This is a genomic window from Novosphingobium sp. PhB55 (assembly GCF_004368805.1).
Classification (GTDB): Bacteria; Pseudomonadota; Alphaproteobacteria; order Sphingomonadales; family Sphingomonadaceae; genus Novosphingobium.
The window spans coordinates 164740-179405 of record NZ_SODQ01000009.1 but is presented as its reverse complement, the minus strand read 5'-3'; the positions used below and the strand labels follow the sequence as shown (position 1 = coordinate 179405).

General features: G+C 62.3%; 15 protein-coding genes. 9 read left to right on the top strand and 6 right to left on the bottom strand.

Going from position 1 to position 14666, the window contains the following annotated elements; genetic code table 11:
- Window positions 1-95: 95 nt before the first annotated feature.
- Complete coding sequence (locus tag EDF57_RS22220; RefSeq protein ID WP_208324935.1) at window positions 96-803, bottom strand: TetR family transcriptional regulator; 708 nt, start codon at window positions 801-803, stop codon at window positions 96-98.
- 139 nt (window positions 804-942) lie between these two features.
- Here EDF57_RS22220 and EDF57_RS22215 point away from each other — a divergent pair, with 139 nt between their 5' ends.
- The 3 genes from EDF57_RS22215 (at window position 943) to EDF57_RS22205 (ending at window position 3388) form a co-directional block, all read left to right on the top strand.
- Window positions 943-1872 (top strand): SDR family NAD(P)-dependent oxidoreductase, encoded by a 930-nt coding sequence (locus EDF57_RS22215; protein ID WP_134095873.1) that lies wholly within the window; start codon window positions 943-945, stop codon window positions 1870-1872.
- A gap of 21 nt (window positions 1873-1893) precedes the next feature.
- The gene (locus EDF57_RS22210) at window positions 1894-2445 is read left to right on the top strand and encodes an RICIN domain-containing protein (protein WP_166675359.1); all 552 of its coding nucleotides are present in this window, start codon (window positions 1894-1896) and stop codon (window positions 2443-2445) included.
- Window positions 2446-2701: 256 nt separating this feature from the next.
- Window positions 2702-3388, top strand: a complete 687-nt coding sequence (locus EDF57_RS22205) for an SDR family NAD(P)-dependent oxidoreductase (RefSeq protein WP_279587455.1) — start codon at window positions 2702-2704, stop codon at window positions 3386-3388.
- Between the two features lie 466 nt (window positions 3389-3854).
- Here EDF57_RS22205 and EDF57_RS22200 read toward each other — a convergent pair whose 3' ends face one another.
- Entirely contained in the window at window positions 3855-5048 is a 1194-nt protein-coding gene (locus EDF57_RS22200; protein ID WP_134095871.1) for an IS91 family transposase, read from the bottom strand.
- A gap of 4 nt (window positions 5049-5052) precedes the next feature.
- On the bottom strand, window positions 5053-5958 hold the full coding sequence (locus EDF57_RS22195; protein WP_134095870.1) for a site-specific integrase: 906 nt from the start codon (window positions 5956-5958) through the stop codon (window positions 5053-5055).
- A 644-nt stretch (window positions 5959-6602) separates the two neighbouring features.
- Here EDF57_RS22195 and EDF57_RS22190 point away from each other — a divergent pair.
- Both EDF57_RS22190 and EDF57_RS25640 read left to right on the top strand, forming a co-directional pair.
- Complete coding sequence (locus EDF57_RS22190; RefSeq protein WP_208324932.1) at window positions 6603-7028, top strand: MarR family winged helix-turn-helix transcriptional regulator; 426 nt, start codon at window positions 6603-6605, stop codon at window positions 7026-7028.
- 93 nt (window positions 7029-7121) lie between these two features.
- The gene (locus EDF57_RS25640; protein WP_166675358.1) at window positions 7122-7289 is read left to right on the top strand and encodes a hypothetical protein; all 168 of its coding nucleotides are present in this window, start codon (window positions 7122-7124) and stop codon (window positions 7287-7289) included.
- Between the two features lie 142 nt (window positions 7290-7431).
- Here EDF57_RS25640 and EDF57_RS22185 read toward each other — a convergent pair whose 3' ends face one another.
- Complete coding sequence (locus tag EDF57_RS22185) at window positions 7432-7803, bottom strand: thermonuclease family protein (RefSeq protein WP_134095868.1); 372 nt, start codon at window positions 7801-7803, stop codon at window positions 7432-7434.
- A 263-nt stretch (window positions 7804-8066) separates the two neighbouring features.
- Between EDF57_RS22185 and EDF57_RS22180 the strand changes: the two genes are divergently transcribed.
- Window positions 8067-8960, top strand: a complete 894-nt coding sequence (locus tag EDF57_RS22180; protein WP_243841227.1) for a 3'-5' exonuclease — start codon at window positions 8067-8069, stop codon at window positions 8958-8960.
- Between the two features lie 559 nt (window positions 8961-9519).
- Here the strand turns inward: EDF57_RS22180 and EDF57_RS25635 are convergent.
- A complete protein-coding gene (locus EDF57_RS25635) occupies window positions 9520-9684 on the bottom strand; it encodes a hypothetical protein (RefSeq protein WP_166675357.1) in 165 nt (54 codons plus the stop codon).
- 160 nt (window positions 9685-9844) lie between these two features.
- Between EDF57_RS25635 and EDF57_RS22170 the strand changes: the two genes are divergently transcribed.
- From EDF57_RS22170 to EDF57_RS22160, 3 genes are all read left to right on the top strand, one after another.
- Window positions 9845-10087 (top strand): hypothetical protein, encoded by a 243-nt coding sequence (locus EDF57_RS22170; protein WP_134095866.1) that lies wholly within the window; start codon window positions 9845-9847, stop codon window positions 10085-10087.
- A gap of 175 nt (window positions 10088-10262) precedes the next feature.
- Window positions 10263-11213 (top strand): surface-adhesin E family protein, encoded by a 951-nt coding sequence (locus tag EDF57_RS22165; protein WP_134095865.1) that lies wholly within the window; start codon window positions 10263-10265, stop codon window positions 11211-11213.
- A gap of 171 nt (window positions 11214-11384) precedes the next feature.
- Window positions 11385-12254 carry a tetratricopeptide repeat protein gene (locus tag EDF57_RS22160; RefSeq protein ID WP_134095864.1) on the top strand — a complete coding sequence of 290 codons (870 nt, stop codon included), beginning with the start codon at window positions 11385-11387 and terminating at the stop codon, window positions 12252-12254.
- Between the two features lie 147 nt (window positions 12255-12401).
- Here the strand turns inward: EDF57_RS22160 and rlxS are convergent, their stop codons facing one another.
- Window positions 12402-14363, bottom strand: a complete 1962-nt coding sequence (gene rlxS, locus EDF57_RS22155) for a relaxase/mobilization nuclease RlxS (RefSeq protein ID WP_134095863.1) — start codon at window positions 14361-14363, stop codon at window positions 12402-12404.
- Between the last annotated feature and the right edge of the window lie 303 nt (window positions 14364-14666).

Here is a 14666-nt window from a genome sequence, read left to right as displayed (position 1 = left end):
AGCGCCAGATGTTCGGGCGCGCTAAAATCGACCTGCTCAAGGCAAGGGTCATGGCACCAGCATGATACCAAGTGCACGGAATTTGAGTCAGACCCTTATTTTCGCCCGAGCAAGCCAGTAATCGTGAAGGCGACGGTCTGCTGGACGAAGCCTGCAAAATCGAAGTCGTGACCGCCAACGGACGGATCCGCTTCGTATGCGGCCGTGAGCGCTTCGCTTGGCTGGCTGCGGGGCCAGGCCCCGCTGGTCATCAGCAATGTAGATGCGATCACCTGATAAACGTCGCTGTCGTCGGCTTCCGGGATAGATGCGCGTAGCTTGGCTCCAAATTCTCGCACAGAGTTCTGGACCGCCCGCTTGTGAGCGAGGACGACCTCAGTCGACACGTTCCGTTCGAGCACGGCTGCCTGAGCACTGATAAGATCGCAAAGCGCGGGCCGGCCACCGAGGGAGGCTGCGACCAAGCCACCGACGCGTTCGGCGCGGACCTGAAGCCGATCGCCAACAGCGACGTCGCTGAAATCAAGCGCAGAAATCCACTCATCGAGCTGGGTGCTCAGCAGTTCCAGCAGAACGGCTTCGCGAGACTCGAAATATCGCAGTACGTTCGACTTGGCGAGGCCTACCCGACGGCTGAGTTCGTTCAGGGTGATATCGGCGACGGGCATTTCACCGAGCATAGCCGTAGCGGTCGTCAGGATGACGCTGCGACGTTGATCCCGCTGTTCATTACTTCTGGCCCGTTGGAACGTCACGTTTCTTCCCTCGAAATTGGCCGGCAGCTGCTCCAGACCCGGCTTCACAGATCAATGCTGGAACGCCCACGCAATATAACAGACCGATGGTTTATTGACAATCAAGCGGCTTGGGCATAGACCTGGCAACAACAGACCATCGGTCTTTAATGAGTGTTTCAGCCATCTCTCCCGATAGGAAATCAGCGTGATCGACCAGTCGACCCTCTCCCGCTTCGACAAGAACAGCACGGCCGGCGAAGTGCTGCTCGGCATCGATCTTTCCGGCAAGCGCGTCCTGATCACGGGAGCGTCTTCCGGGCTTGGCGTGGAAACCGCCCGGGTCATGGCGGGTGCCGGCGCCCATGTGACCATCGCCGTCCGCAATACCGACGCAGGTCGTGCGACCGCCCAGAGCATCGCTGTCGAGACCGGAGCCAACGTCGACGTCGTCGCGCTCGATCTGTTAGACCGTACTTCGATCAAGAAGGTGGCCGATGATTGGAACGGTCCGCTGGACATCCTGATCAACAACGCAGGCATCATGGCGCTGCCGACGCTTCAGCTGACGCCTGAAGGCTGGGAGACGCATTTTGCGACAAACCACCTAGGCCATTTCGCACTAGTCGTCGCGATGCACGGCGCGCTCGCCGCTTCTCCGGCAGCGCGCGTGGTCAGTGTCGCATCGGCAACCCACCATCAGTCGCCGGTCGTATTCGAGGACATCCATTTCGCGGATCGGGAATATGACCCTTGGTCCGCTTACGGCCAGTCGAAGACAGCGAACATCCTGATGGCGGTCGAGGCCGCGAAGCGCTGGGCCGGCGATGGTATCTCGGTGAACGCCATCCACCCCGGCGCCATCTATGAAACCGGGCTGCTCCGCCACGTCGAGATGACCCCCGAGATGCAGGCGATCAGCGATCAGACTGAGTTCAAGACTGTTGCGCAAGGCGCGGCGACGCAGGTTTTCGTTGGCGCCTCGCCATCCCTTGAGGGCGTGACAGGTCGCTATTTTAGCGACTGTAACGAGGCGGTGGTTTCGGAAACCGACATCCTGGGCGTCGCCCCATATGCGTACGATCCCGAGGCAGCTCGTCACCTCTGGGAGCTATCGCTCGAGATGCTGAACGCCTGACACCAAACAGGAGTATCGATGATGGATGACGCCGAACAGCCCCGGCGGCTTTCCCCCAGGCGCAGGTTCATCCCAAGGTTCGCCGCTGCCGCGTCACTGCTCGTGGCGGCCGGGCTATTCATTGGGGCCCGGCCGCAAACCTACGAAGGCGAAGAAACCTTCGCGATCCAGAATGTCGAGACAGGGAAGAATATTCGACCCAAGGGCGGGAGATCGTTCGAAGGCAACTCGGTCGTCGTGTACAATCTGCATAAGTGGGGCTGCCTGACCTGGCGGTATGTGCCGGCTGCAGATGGAAGCGTTCTGCTTGCGAATGTCTATTCGAAGAAGATGCTGGGAGTCTCAGGCCAGACAACGCCCGGCGCTACCTTGGCTCAATATGCTCGGAGCTCATCCAGCGTATCGTGGGATATCGAGGAGCACGCTGACGGCAGCTTTCTCATCCGGCTTCACGGAACGCAGCTGTACGTCACCGCGACCTCAGGCGAGATCAATTCAGCAGTAGTTCTTGCGCCACCAAACGGCAGCAATCTTCAGAATTGGCGGCTCATCAAACAGAAGCCCTGGATCTGAAGACCCTCCTTTTCCCGAATGAAATCTCAAAGGCACAGACCATGACTTGGACGAAATCAGACATCCCTTCGCAGGCTGGCAAGCGGGTAGTCGTTACCGGCGCGAACAGCGGTATCGGATGGCGTGCGTCCCTGGAGCTTGCGCGGGCAGGAGCGGAGGTCACTCTCGCGTCGCGTAGCCTAGCCAAGGCAGACGATGCAGCACTGCGCATCCGGCAGCAGGTGCCCGCTGCCAATTTGCGCACCCGCCTCCTCAACTGGCCGATCCGAAATCCATTGAAGTGTTCGCCGCGCAGGAGCTTTCGGATACCCGTCCTCTGGATCTCCTGATCAACAATGCGGGCGTGATGGCGCTCGCCACGCGTCAGACCAGTCCGGATGGTCACGAACTGCAGTTCGCCACGAACGTGCTTGGTTCATTCCGTCTCACCGGTCAGTTACTGCCCGCCCTGCTACGCGCGCCAGCACCGCGCATCGTGAATGTGGCTTCGGGCGCGCACAAGGCCGGTGGGCCACTTCCGTTGGAAGATCTGGACTCGACGGAGAAATACGGTCCGATCAAGGCCTATGCGAAAACGAAGCTTGCGAACATCCTGTTCACCCGCGAACTGCAGCGTCGAGCTGGGGACAGGCTCCTGGTGGTCGCCTGTCATCCCGGTGCAGCGAAGACCAATCTGGCGGGACCATCTAGTTTCCTCATGAAGGCTGCGGGGCTACTGATCTACCCCATCGTTCAAAGCGCCGAGATGGGCGCGGAGGGAACGTTAATGGCAGCAACCCTGCCAAGCGCAAAGCCGGCTGGCTATTACGGTCCACAGGGCTTTCTTGAACTGCGGGGGCATCCCGGCGAGGCAGAGATCGCGGCCTTCGCACACGATGATGTTGCCGCCGCGGCATTGTTCGAGCAGCTGACGGCGATCACGGGTGTAACCTATGATCTTTGATTGACCGGCTGCGATTGACCGGCTGCGCCCAGAGCCGAACCATTGCTCGGCGGTCGTAGCTCTTTCAGCACCTCGTGCTCCGTCGATGAAGATAGTCCGCTTTCGTCGGATGCAGTCGTGAGGCGCGCGCGGCCGGAATGGCCGGTAAGTCTAAGGATTTCGGGCGCTAAGTCTAAGGATTTCGGGCGCTTGCGTACGGAATCCTGACATGGAGGAACCCGCGGGCCCCATCCACCGATCTATGGGTAAAAGGGCTTTGGTGTGGATTGGGGTGACTGAGGCAGACGTGTCAGCTTGCCCTCTATCGGCAGACTGGCAAAGCCTTCGGGTGCGATTGGGCCGCAATGTCTCGCTGATCCGGTATGCAATGTGCGCTGTTTTGATCGAGCCCGTGGCGTGGGCGCGCATTTTCGCATGGGCCGAGACGTAATGACCTTGGCCATGCTGTAGGGGGAGCCATGCCGGATCATGACGGATATCTCCGGGTCAAGAATGCTGGCGCTGGCGGCGCGCGAGGCTGACGCCAACGCGCGAAGGCCTCGATGATGGTCATGTGCCCGCCGCAGCACGGGCATGGCGGGCGGTGATCAGGCGGCTCGTCGGGTTCGGGTTCCTCGACCGGCGCGGCTACGCCCAGCAGCTTGCGAGCCAGCGCCATGGCGTCCTTGTGCGTTGAACTGGCGAGCAGGCCATAATGCCGGATGCGATGGAAGCCGTGCGGCAGGACGTGGATCAGGAAGCGGCGGATGAACTCGCCTGTCGCCAGCGTCATGACCTGCTGGCGTTCATGACCATCACGGCGATAATCCTTGTAGCGGAATGTCGCGCCGGCTTCGTCGAAGCTGATGAGCCGCCGGTTCGAGATTGCGACGCGGTGGGTGTAGCGCGAGAGATAGGCCAGCACCGCCTTCGGCCCTGCAAACGGCGGTTTGGCATAGACCACCCAGCGCTTCTTCCGGATGGGCGACAGATGCCGCAGGAAGACCTTGCGTTTGGCGAGGTCCGCCAAGGTGCTGAAGAAGGCCAGCTTGCCGGCATCAAACAACGCCAGCAAGCGCGTGAGGAATAGGCGGCGGAATAACACCCCCAGTACGCGCACGGGCAGCAGGAAGGCTGGGCGCGACGAGATCCAATGCGTGCCGTCCAGCGCGATGCCGCCGCCGGGCACGATCATGTGCACATGCGGGTGATGGGTCAGCGCCGATCCCCACGTATGCAGCACGGCGGTGATGCCGACCCGCGCGCCGAGGTGTCTGGGATCGGCGGCGATGGTCAGCAGCGTGTCCGCAGCCGCGCGGAACAGCAGGTCATAGACCACCGCCTTGTTCTGCCACGCGATGGCGGCGATCTCGGCGGGCACGGTGAACACGACGTGGAAGTAGCCGACGGGGAGTAGGTCGGCCTCGCGCGCCGCCAGCCAGGTGCGCGCCGCGGCACCTTGGCACTTGGGACAATGCCGGTTGCGGCACGAATTGTAGGCGAGGCGCCAATGTCCGCAGTCGTCGCAGGCCTCGACATGACCGCCCAGCGCGGCGGTGCGGCAGTTCTCGATTGCCGTCATGACCTTGAGTTGGCCGAGACTGAGATGCCCGGCATGGGCTGCGCGATACGCGGGCCCGGCGCAACGGAAGATATCGGCGACCTCGAGCGAGGCGTGCACCGGTTTAACCGGGAGGTGCTCTGCCTTCCATCAAGGCAACGATCTGGTCGAGCGGGCTGGCCACCGCCCGCATGGTCTTGCTCGAAACCTTGGTATAGATGGCGGTGGTGTCGATGTTGGTATGGCCCAGCAGCACCTGGATGACGCGGATATCGACACCCTGCTCGAGCAGGTGAGTGGCAAACGAGTGGCGCAATGTGTGTGGGCTCACTCGCTTGTGGATCCCCGCGAACTCGGCCGCCTCATGCACGGCGCGGTTCAACTGGCGCGCCGAGACCGGATCAGTGCAATTGCGACCCGGGAACAGCCAGCCATGGGGTAACATCACTCCGCGGCGCTTGCCTTCGCGCCACCATTGACGGAGCAGATCCAGCAGATGCGGTGAGAGCATGGCGTTACGGTCCTTGCGTCCCTTGCCCTGCTCGACCCGGATGATCATGCGCTTGCTGTCGATGTCTCCAACCTTGAGGTGGGTGACTTCGGACACGCGCAGGCCTGCGCCATAAGCTACGCTGAATGCGGCCTTGTACTTGATGCCTGGCGCCGCCTCGATCAACCGCGCGGCCTCCTCGACGCTCAGGACATCTCGAAGCTTGGGTTCACACCGTATGACGGAAAGACCCAGCGCAATCTCCGGCCGCTTGAGCGTCATGGTGAAGAGGAAGCGCAGAGCCGATACCGCGGCATTGATCGTCGCAGGCCCAACGGCGCGCCGATGCTGATCGAGTTGAAATCGCCGGAGGTCTTCTGCGCTGGCTGTATCGGGAGGGCGGCCCAGAAACGCGGCGAAGGATCGTACGTGGCGAATGTAGTCCTGCTGGGTATGCGCCCCGAGACCTCGAAGCTTCATATCCTGCAGCATCCGCTGGCGTAGCGAGCCGATCGGGGCGGAGGTAATCGTAGTGTCCACGGTGAGTTCCTTTGCGTTGAAGGAACCTCACAATCTCATGGCGACTCCGCCTCGCCCAACGCCCCGCGATTACAGCGCGACCCCACCCCAAGCGCCCCTCCCGCGGAGCGGGTTCGTCCTTGTCCCAGACCCTGCCCTTCAAATAGGCCGACCTGAGTGTTCGGAACAGCAGTTCTCGGGATAGACTTCCACCCACCGGAAGGGCCGAGATGAGGCGCGTTGCCTAACGCCGATTGGCGAGCGCGGCAGCCCCCACCCGACTTCTTCACACCAGTCATGACATCGTTGCAGATATCTCAGTCAAGGATCGGGTGACGTCACACCGCCATTCCAGCGGCTTCCCCAAATTAAATCACTTCAGATTTATCCTATTAAAAAATAGAAACCGCGCGTGATAAGACACATTCCCTTACAAGATCCTTACCATCAGTTAACTTTCTGTAGCAACGCATCTGCAAAGCTGAGAATCATTTGCCAATCCAGGAACTTCCGGCATCTTCTTCGCTGTTGCAAAACAGGGGGTGTTAATGTCGAAACCTATGGAATTCGTGAGGAGTAGTAGCGGGGAGATAGACCCTGAACTGATGCTGCGATCGACGCAGGACAAGGGACTCCTGGACTTCGGATCGAAGCTGGCAGTGCTAATGAACGACTATCAGCGGCTCGTTCAGCCGGGACTGATACCCGAACTTGTAGACACGAGCTTCGCCGCGGACGTCGAGCGGATCACACATGTGCGGCGGCTCGAGCGGTTTGCCGAGCGCTTATACAAGGACCGCCGCAAGCGGAGCAAGCATTTTGACGAGGACCTTTTCGGCGAGCCGGTGTGGGACATATTGCTCGATCTGTTCATCTGCGAAGGTAGGGGAAGGCCCGTCTCGGTCACATCCGTCTGTATCGCCTCGGGCGCGCCGCCGACGACGGCCCTGCGGTATGTAAGCAACCTGGTGGCTTTCGGGCTGCTCGAGCGGCGCGGCGACGAGGGCGATGCACGGCGTGTGTTCGTGACGCTGACGGAAAAAGGGCGCTCCGCCATGATCGCCTGCCTTGAAGAAACAATGAGCGGTTGAGAGCACAGCGCCTTCGGCTCGCCAAGTCAAACTCTATGTGATAGCCCCTATGCCTTCGAAGAAAGGCAAGAAGTGGGCGCTCAGAAAATTTCCGTGCAAGACGCTCGGACTATCCTCGCACATCTGGAAGAGGCGCTGACGCTCCTCGACTCCCGCGGTCAGGGAATGATCGCGGTGCATGTCCAGATGGCGATCGACATGCTGGAAGGTTCGGCTGACATCGACGAACAGTCGAGCGGTTCGGAACAGCATTCGGACTAGGCAAGGCAGCTTCCCAGCCTGTTTTCCTGCCCTGCTGGTCCCTGACAGTCCGCCCGCGCGGGTCAAATCCAGATGCGAAACGCTGCCAGATAGACGAACACCATGGCTGCCAGCACATCGATCATCGTGATGCGGCGGCTCATCATTTGCGCCACGGATGCGCGAGGCCGCGGGCGATGAGGTATTGCCCTGCGTCCCTGCCATTTACCGACAGCGTCGCAAGTGTCCGGCCATAGCGATCGGTACCGGTGCGGCGGATCAATGCCGGTCCCGAGGCCAGAAACGCCCGCAGGCCATCCCTGCTGGCGAGCCCAGCGGCAGCATCGCACCAGGCCGGATTGGCCGAGGCCTTGAGGCGGACGCGGCTTTGGGCGCTGCAACGCGGTGATCCGGTGAGTTCGGGAGCATCGACCCCCTCGAGGCGGACACGCTCGCCATCGCACAGTCGTACGGTGTCGCCGTCGTGAACATTTGCGATGCAGGCAGCCGCCACGGCGGCAAGAAGGATAGGCATGGCGCGCCCCTAGCAGTTCGCCTCGGAGCGCGCCGGTTAAAAATTGGCATCTTCCCTCCGCGGCCAAGGCCGCCCGCCGCTGTCCCGGCCGGTGTCATGGGGGCGCCCCGCTGCCGCCATTCAGCCGTGCCGCCTCGTCCCTGGTCTTGCCTGCGATATCGCGGGTCTGGATTTCGCAGGCATAGAGCGCGGGTTAGCGAGGCAGGCTTTTCTCGGCAGACAATGAAGCAGACGCTTTCCGGAAGGAACACCGAACGCTAGGCATGGACGCGATGACGACCCTTTGCCTCGACGATCATGCCTCGGCCGCGCAGGCGCTCGCCCACCATCCGGATTACCGCATTTTGCGGCGGCTGGTGCCGGTCGATCATTTCCACACCCCGGAAGCGATCGGTATGACCCGGGTCGGCGTCGTCCTGGATGTCGAAACAACCGGGCTCGATCATGAGCACGACAAGATCATCGAACTTGCCATTCAGCGTTTCCGGTTCGACGATGCCGGCCGCATCGTTCAGGTCGGCGCACCTCGCGTCTGGCGCGAGGATCCGGAGGTGCCGCTCGATCCCGCCATCGTCAAACTCACCGGTCTCACCAACGAGGTTCTGGCGGGGCAGACGATCGACGAGGAAATGGCGGTCCATATTCTCTCTTCGGCCGATCTGATTGTCGCTCACAACGCCGGATTCGACCGGCCTTTTGTCGACCGGAGACTTCCGGCAATCGCCGGCAAGGCATGGGCATGTTCAATGGCCGAACCCGACTGGCTCGACTTGGGGTTCGATGGCCGCGCCCTCGCTCACCTCGTCTCGCAATGTGGATGGTTCTACGCCGGCCACCGCGCCGAGAACGACATTCTCGCCTTGCTCTATCTGCTCGCCCATGACCTCCCGGACGGCGAAACGGTTCTCGCAAAGCTCGCCGAACGTTCAGGGCGCCAGAGCTACCGGGTCAACGCCATCGATGCGCCATTCGAAGCCAAGGACCTGCTCAAGGCTCGCGGGTATCGCTGGAATGCCGCGATGCGCTTCTGGTCCCGCGAGATCGCCGAGGCAGATATGCAGGCCGAGAGCGAATGGCTGATGGGCGAGGTCTATACCGGGTACGGAGAAGCGGCAATGATCCCGGTGAGCGCATGCGAGCGCTACACCAAGGCCTGACACAGGGAAATCCGGAGCAACGGCAGGTTTTCACAGGTGACGGAATGCAGGTTGATTTGCCTCGCGCTGTCCTTGGCGACATCCGGACGCAGGCGGAGCGACGACGCCTGGAATAGCATAGCGGCGAGCCCCGTGAACGCCGGACATCCACGGGGCAACTCCGAAGTTGGCGCGTCAGCGTCCCGTTCGGCGCCGATAAGCGTCGATGTCGCCCTTGCCGACATCTGCTGCAAAGCAGAGCGGCGCATACCCTCCTGCGCGATTGTAGGCGCTACGCCGTCCGCAACTGCTGCCGTTTCGGGCGCTGTTATAGGGACATGGGCAATTGCCCGGATAGGACGCGATCGATTCCTGGATGATGCGCTGCCTGATCTGCGCATCACTGTCCCTCGCCGAAGCGGGCACGACTGCCCAGGCCGCGAATGCCGCGGCGACCAATATCCATGATTTCATGCAAATTCCCCCTGATTGAACTTGCGACCCCGCCCCGCCTTGACGTTCACGGAGCCTTCAAGTCAATCTGCCGAGGCAAGGGATATCGGAATTTGTTATCTTTATTTCAGATAGTTAATCGAGGATTTGTGCCGGGCCGTTCTTGCCGGGAATGCCCTAGTTCCCACAGCCTGCAACCGATGAGGCACAGCAGGGTGATCGCACCGGACTCCGGTGGCAGCATGAACGTCACGCCGATCAGTGGCAGAAAGAGCTGACGTTCGGCACTCATCATCCTGGGCTCCAGCGGTTCGCAGCCCTGATGCTGAAATGGGCGGGAGGGGACAAGTGAACACCTGGAAAGGGGCCTCGGGAGAAGCTAGGTTTTCTGAAGGTGCCTTATGATATCCGCTATCATTGCAGAAGCTTGGCCGGCAAGGCATGCTATCCCCATGGATCGCCCCTTCGAACTCGACGAGCGACTGCCCGTCTGGACGGCTCTCAGCGAACTCTATCTGGATACATCTTTCGACGAAGCCGATGCCGCCCGAATTGCAGCCCGGCTTCGGCAATCACCCTTCAGCCGCTCGGAAATCGAATGGATCCTGAGGCATGAAGTTACTCCGGCCTTTGCCGCCAATCTCCGGTCTGTCGCTGGAGAATGGGTCCCCTGGACGCCGCAAGAGGTCCGCTAATTCATGGAGAAATCGATGGTGCTGCGGCCGCCAAAAAGTTGGACGCGGCGGTTCCGAAACTTGTTTGCTCCTGGAGGAATTCCCGATGATTGGCGCAGGATCGCAGACCACCTGGAATGACCGAAGCCCCGCTGGCCAGATGCGCAGGGCGGCTGAGCCCCGGCGGACTGCGCCATTGACGATACGGCTACCTGTCCTTGCCGCCGGTCTTCTCGCCGGAACCGTTATCGGCGCGTTCCTGCCGTCGGCCGCCACCGCGCGCTCATCGCAGTGGTGGTATGTCGCGCAAGGGGCCGGCAAGGTCCTCTTCGTGGATGTGGACTCCATCCAGCGCGAGGGAGACACCGTTCGCTACGAGGCCAGCCAGATTCTGCGAGAGCCCGAAAATCCCGCCGCCTCGATCCGCGCCTTCATGACTACCGATTGCCGCGCGCGTACGGAGAACTGGGACCTGGTCATGCGCTACGGGCCGCAGGATGAGCGTCTCGATGCCTCGGCGCTCGCTTACGACGCGCCAGAGGCGGTAGGCGTCGGCACCTTGGGCGAGGCGCAGATGCAATTCGTCTGCGCCCCCGATCTTGCTCAGACCGGCGGCTTTGCCATAGCCATCGACGAAGTGGCCTTTACAGAGGCCCTCCTCGCAGGCAGCGATGCATCGGAAAGCCCCCTCGCCCTCCACGAAAGGATGCGCGCTGATCCCAGGGTGCCGGTCATCCGCTCCACCGCGCCCGCGCCCGAGACCTTCGGGACCGAGCAGCGGGTGCTAGCAGGTCAAGCCATCGTACCTCCGCGCGACTATGCCAAGAGCCTCCAGGCCCCTCAGGGCGCCAACTACGACACGGGCGAGAGCGGGACCATCTACGACATTGCCTATGTCGGCATCGAAGGCGGTGAATTGGTCTTCGAGCGGCGCGGCTACAGCATCGGCGACCTTGCCCGTGCCAGCAGCGCCCAGTCGATGCGCTTTGGCCTCACCGAGAAGGCCATTCATATCTCCGACATCGAGATCGCGATCATCGAGGCCACGCCGCAGGCCCTGCGCTTCCGCGCGCAGCTTGCTCCTGAGCAGCAGGAAGACAGCGACGCGCCCTTCCCTTGCAATGACCCTGCATGCTCGCCGCGCTAGCCCGGGGCCAATGAAAAGGAAGCCAGGCATGAGCCGTCGAGGCAGTCATACAGCCCTGACGCTGGCAGCGCTGTTGCTCATGGCCGGTAGTCCCACGAGGGAAGCTCCCGAACCTGCAGCCCAGCCTGTCATGAATGCCCGCTCAATGATGACGCAAGCCACCTCGACGAATTGACCGCGAGATGCGCCAATGATGATGCGGACGGCTGCGCGCAGCTCGCCGTCCTCTACGATGACGGCGACGGCGCTGCGCAAGACCACGTTAGGGCTGCGCCGCTATTCGCACGGGCCTGCTATCTCGGCGATATGGCATCCTGCAACATGGCGGGCCTCGCTCATGGAACCGGGATTGGCGCCGAGGAATCCAGCAAGATTGCCGCGTCCTACTATTCGCTGGCCTGCTCGGGCGGTGACGCGACCGGATGCTCGAACCTCGGCCTCGCCTATGTGAACGGAGACGGTGTCTCAGTCCATGACGCCTATGCCGCTTCGCTCTTCGATCGGGCCTGCGCGGCCGGCAGCCGCGCCGGATGCGCCAATCTTGGCGCCGCATACTCGCTCGGCAGGGGTGTGCGGCGCAACCAGCAGCGCGCGGCGGACCTGTTCGAGCAGGCGTGTAACAGGGGAGATCAGCACGCCTGCTATAATCTCGGGGTGCTGTACCGCGATGGTCTCGGTCTGCGCCGCGATGAAAAGCGCGCAGCCTCTCTGTTCGAGCAGTCCTGCGGAGCGGACGATTCGAGCGCCTGCGGGAACCTGGCGGCCATGACCGATGATGGGCGCGGTCAGCCGCGGAACCAGCAGCGCGCACTCGAACTGTACGAGCAGGCCTGCACCCTGGGCAAAGCCGAAAGCTGCTTTACACTGTCCAAGGCCTACCAGACGGGAAAGGGCCGTGGCCGCGACAACCGGCGAGCGATAGCGCTGATGGAGCGGGCATTGGAACTGGATCCTGAAAACGCCTCCTCGGCCCATGTCATAAAGGCTCTTCGGCGTGCCCGTGTCGCTGAGGCTACAGACCGCGCAGCACGCAGCGAGTAGCGCCCTGGCCTTGTCCTGCGGTCGCTGTTGATGCGCATCGCAGCCAGCCCTGATGCGCCGTCATTTCCCGAAGCGGCTTACCGATCAGATGGCCAATGCTTGCCACACACCGCCACCAGGGCTTTAAGCCCTTCAGCAGAAACGGCTCTAGGAAATCTCCGGCCCGGCCCGCCCTCTCCCGAAATGCCAGTTTATCCCGGTCTCACGCATGATACCGCCGCCCTGCTGGCCGATCTGTTTTTCAAGCACGGGACGCCACGGCACCAGGGTGAATTCGCGGCTCTTTTCGACCAGGGCATAGTGGCCAGAGACGCCGTCGATCCGCCGCGCAATCCTGCCTTCGATCCTCTGCCCGTCGTGAACTTCGAAGTACTCCTTCCCAAGCTCATCCCTAAGCCCTGCCGCAAGCCGCAAGAGTTCCCGCCGCTGCAGAACAGCGAGCGCGTTTTGCTGGAGCTTGAAATTCTCTCCTTGCCCTTCGGCAAGTCCCTGTTCCACCAGCCATTGCCGGCGCCCCTCCATCGCGGCGCGAAGCTCACGCCCGAAGCCGCCGTCCCTGATCTGAAGACCAGAAGGTGAAGCAAGTTCGCGGTCAAGCCAGCTTGCCCCCTCGACGCCCGCAAGTCTGCCGATGGGCTCCCGGGACAGAACCTCGACCTCGACCGGCCGTTCGGCGAGAAGCCGCTGTTCGAACCGCTCTGCCTGCTTCAAATGGTCCGGCGATATCCGCCAGCTCCCATCCGGTTCGCGTTCAGGGCCCATGCGCGCGCGCCGCATGGCTTCAAGCCGGCGAACATGGGTTTCGGCGAAGGCCTCGCTGACCTGAGGATCGTACCTGCGGTGTAGCGAAGGCGAGTAGCGGCCCTCGTTGGCCTTCGCCACTTCAAGCACAGTACGATCGGCGATGCGGATCGTGGATGAGCGAGGGGTGATGCGTACGGTAGCGCCTTTCGGCAATTGGTCCACCGCAGAGGCGCTTCCGATATCGGCGTAATGCGCCCGGCCATCGGCGCCGTCCACCACGAGAAAGTGCCGGTCGCGGTCCTCATCGGCAAGACCGCGCGCCACCACCCTCCCGACAAGAGGCCCGTGCTCCGGCGCGAAGATCCGCTGCTCTGCCCGTTCGAGCTTCGCGCGCGTGACTTCCCGCTGCATCTGGCGAATGATGTCGCCGCGCTCACCCATCTGCCTCAGCGTGACTACCAGTCCCGCCGCAAGTTGCCATTTGCCGGCGCCGATATCCTGCGCCAACTCCATGCGCTGCAATGTGCGCAGCCTGCCGGTTTCCAAAGCGTGAAACGCGGGGTCGCCGGGACTTGGAGAAACTACCCGCTCATCGCTCATTCGTCCCAGCAATCGGCGGTCGAGGCTGGTGAGCCGTTCCTGGTCCATTTCCATGCGGAGCCGCGCTTCGATTTCATGTTCAGTACGAGGCCCCAGTTCGAGGGACACGATCTCGGCCGCCCTCTCGCGAAACCCATGAGCCATGTATTCGCGAGCAATCACTAGATCCTTGCCCTGGTCGTCCACGCCGCGCAGCACGACATGGGTATGGGGATGGCCCGTATTGAAGTGATCGACGGCGACCCAGTCCAATTTCGTACCGAGATCCTCTCCCACTTGCTCCATCAGGCGCCGGATGACCGGCTTCAGGTCTTCGAACCGGTCCCCTTCTTCGGCCGAAACAATGAGGCGAAACTGATGCCGATCGCCGCCCGAACGTTCGATGAAATCCTTCCCATCCGCACGGTCCGTTTCCGGGCCGTAGAGCTGACCAGGCTGGCCTTCCCGGGTGACCCCGTCACGCTGAATGTAATGGAGGTGCGCGCGGGCCGCACCGAGCCCCTTGCCGGCAAGCCTCCCGAGGCGCGTCTTCACGACCACCCGGCGCCCGCGGTGGCCGGCCGGGCGGCCGCGCGAGGAAAGCAGGCGGCCCATCGCCGCACCGCGCCCGATCCGGCTTCCATCGAAGCCGCGAGAACGAGCATCTTGCCTCCTGCCGAGCAGACCGGCAGCCTTCGCCACGCGGGTGCCATACCGATCCGGCGCCTTCCCGCCCGTGCTCCGCTGACGCCCCAGTTTCGGCTCGAAATCGTCTTCGTTTCCCATCGTATAGGCCTCCAAAGGCGCGCGCTCCGGGCGCGCTCATTCCGGAGGCGCGAGCCTCCTCCTAAATCGATGTGCAGACAGCCAAAAAGCAGGGACGGGAGGCACTGCTTCTATCTTGCCCTCACCCCATTTTCCGTCATCCGCCCCACTCCTGCCATTCACCCAGGCCTGCCACCGAAGCCAGCCACGCCAGCTAAGGCCGCCATCAGAATCCTGAGCGCATGACCACTCGCCGCTGAACGCACGGCACGGCCGGGACCCGGGTGCGAAACTCCCAAGTCCCGGCCGAAACTCTTTGCGCTG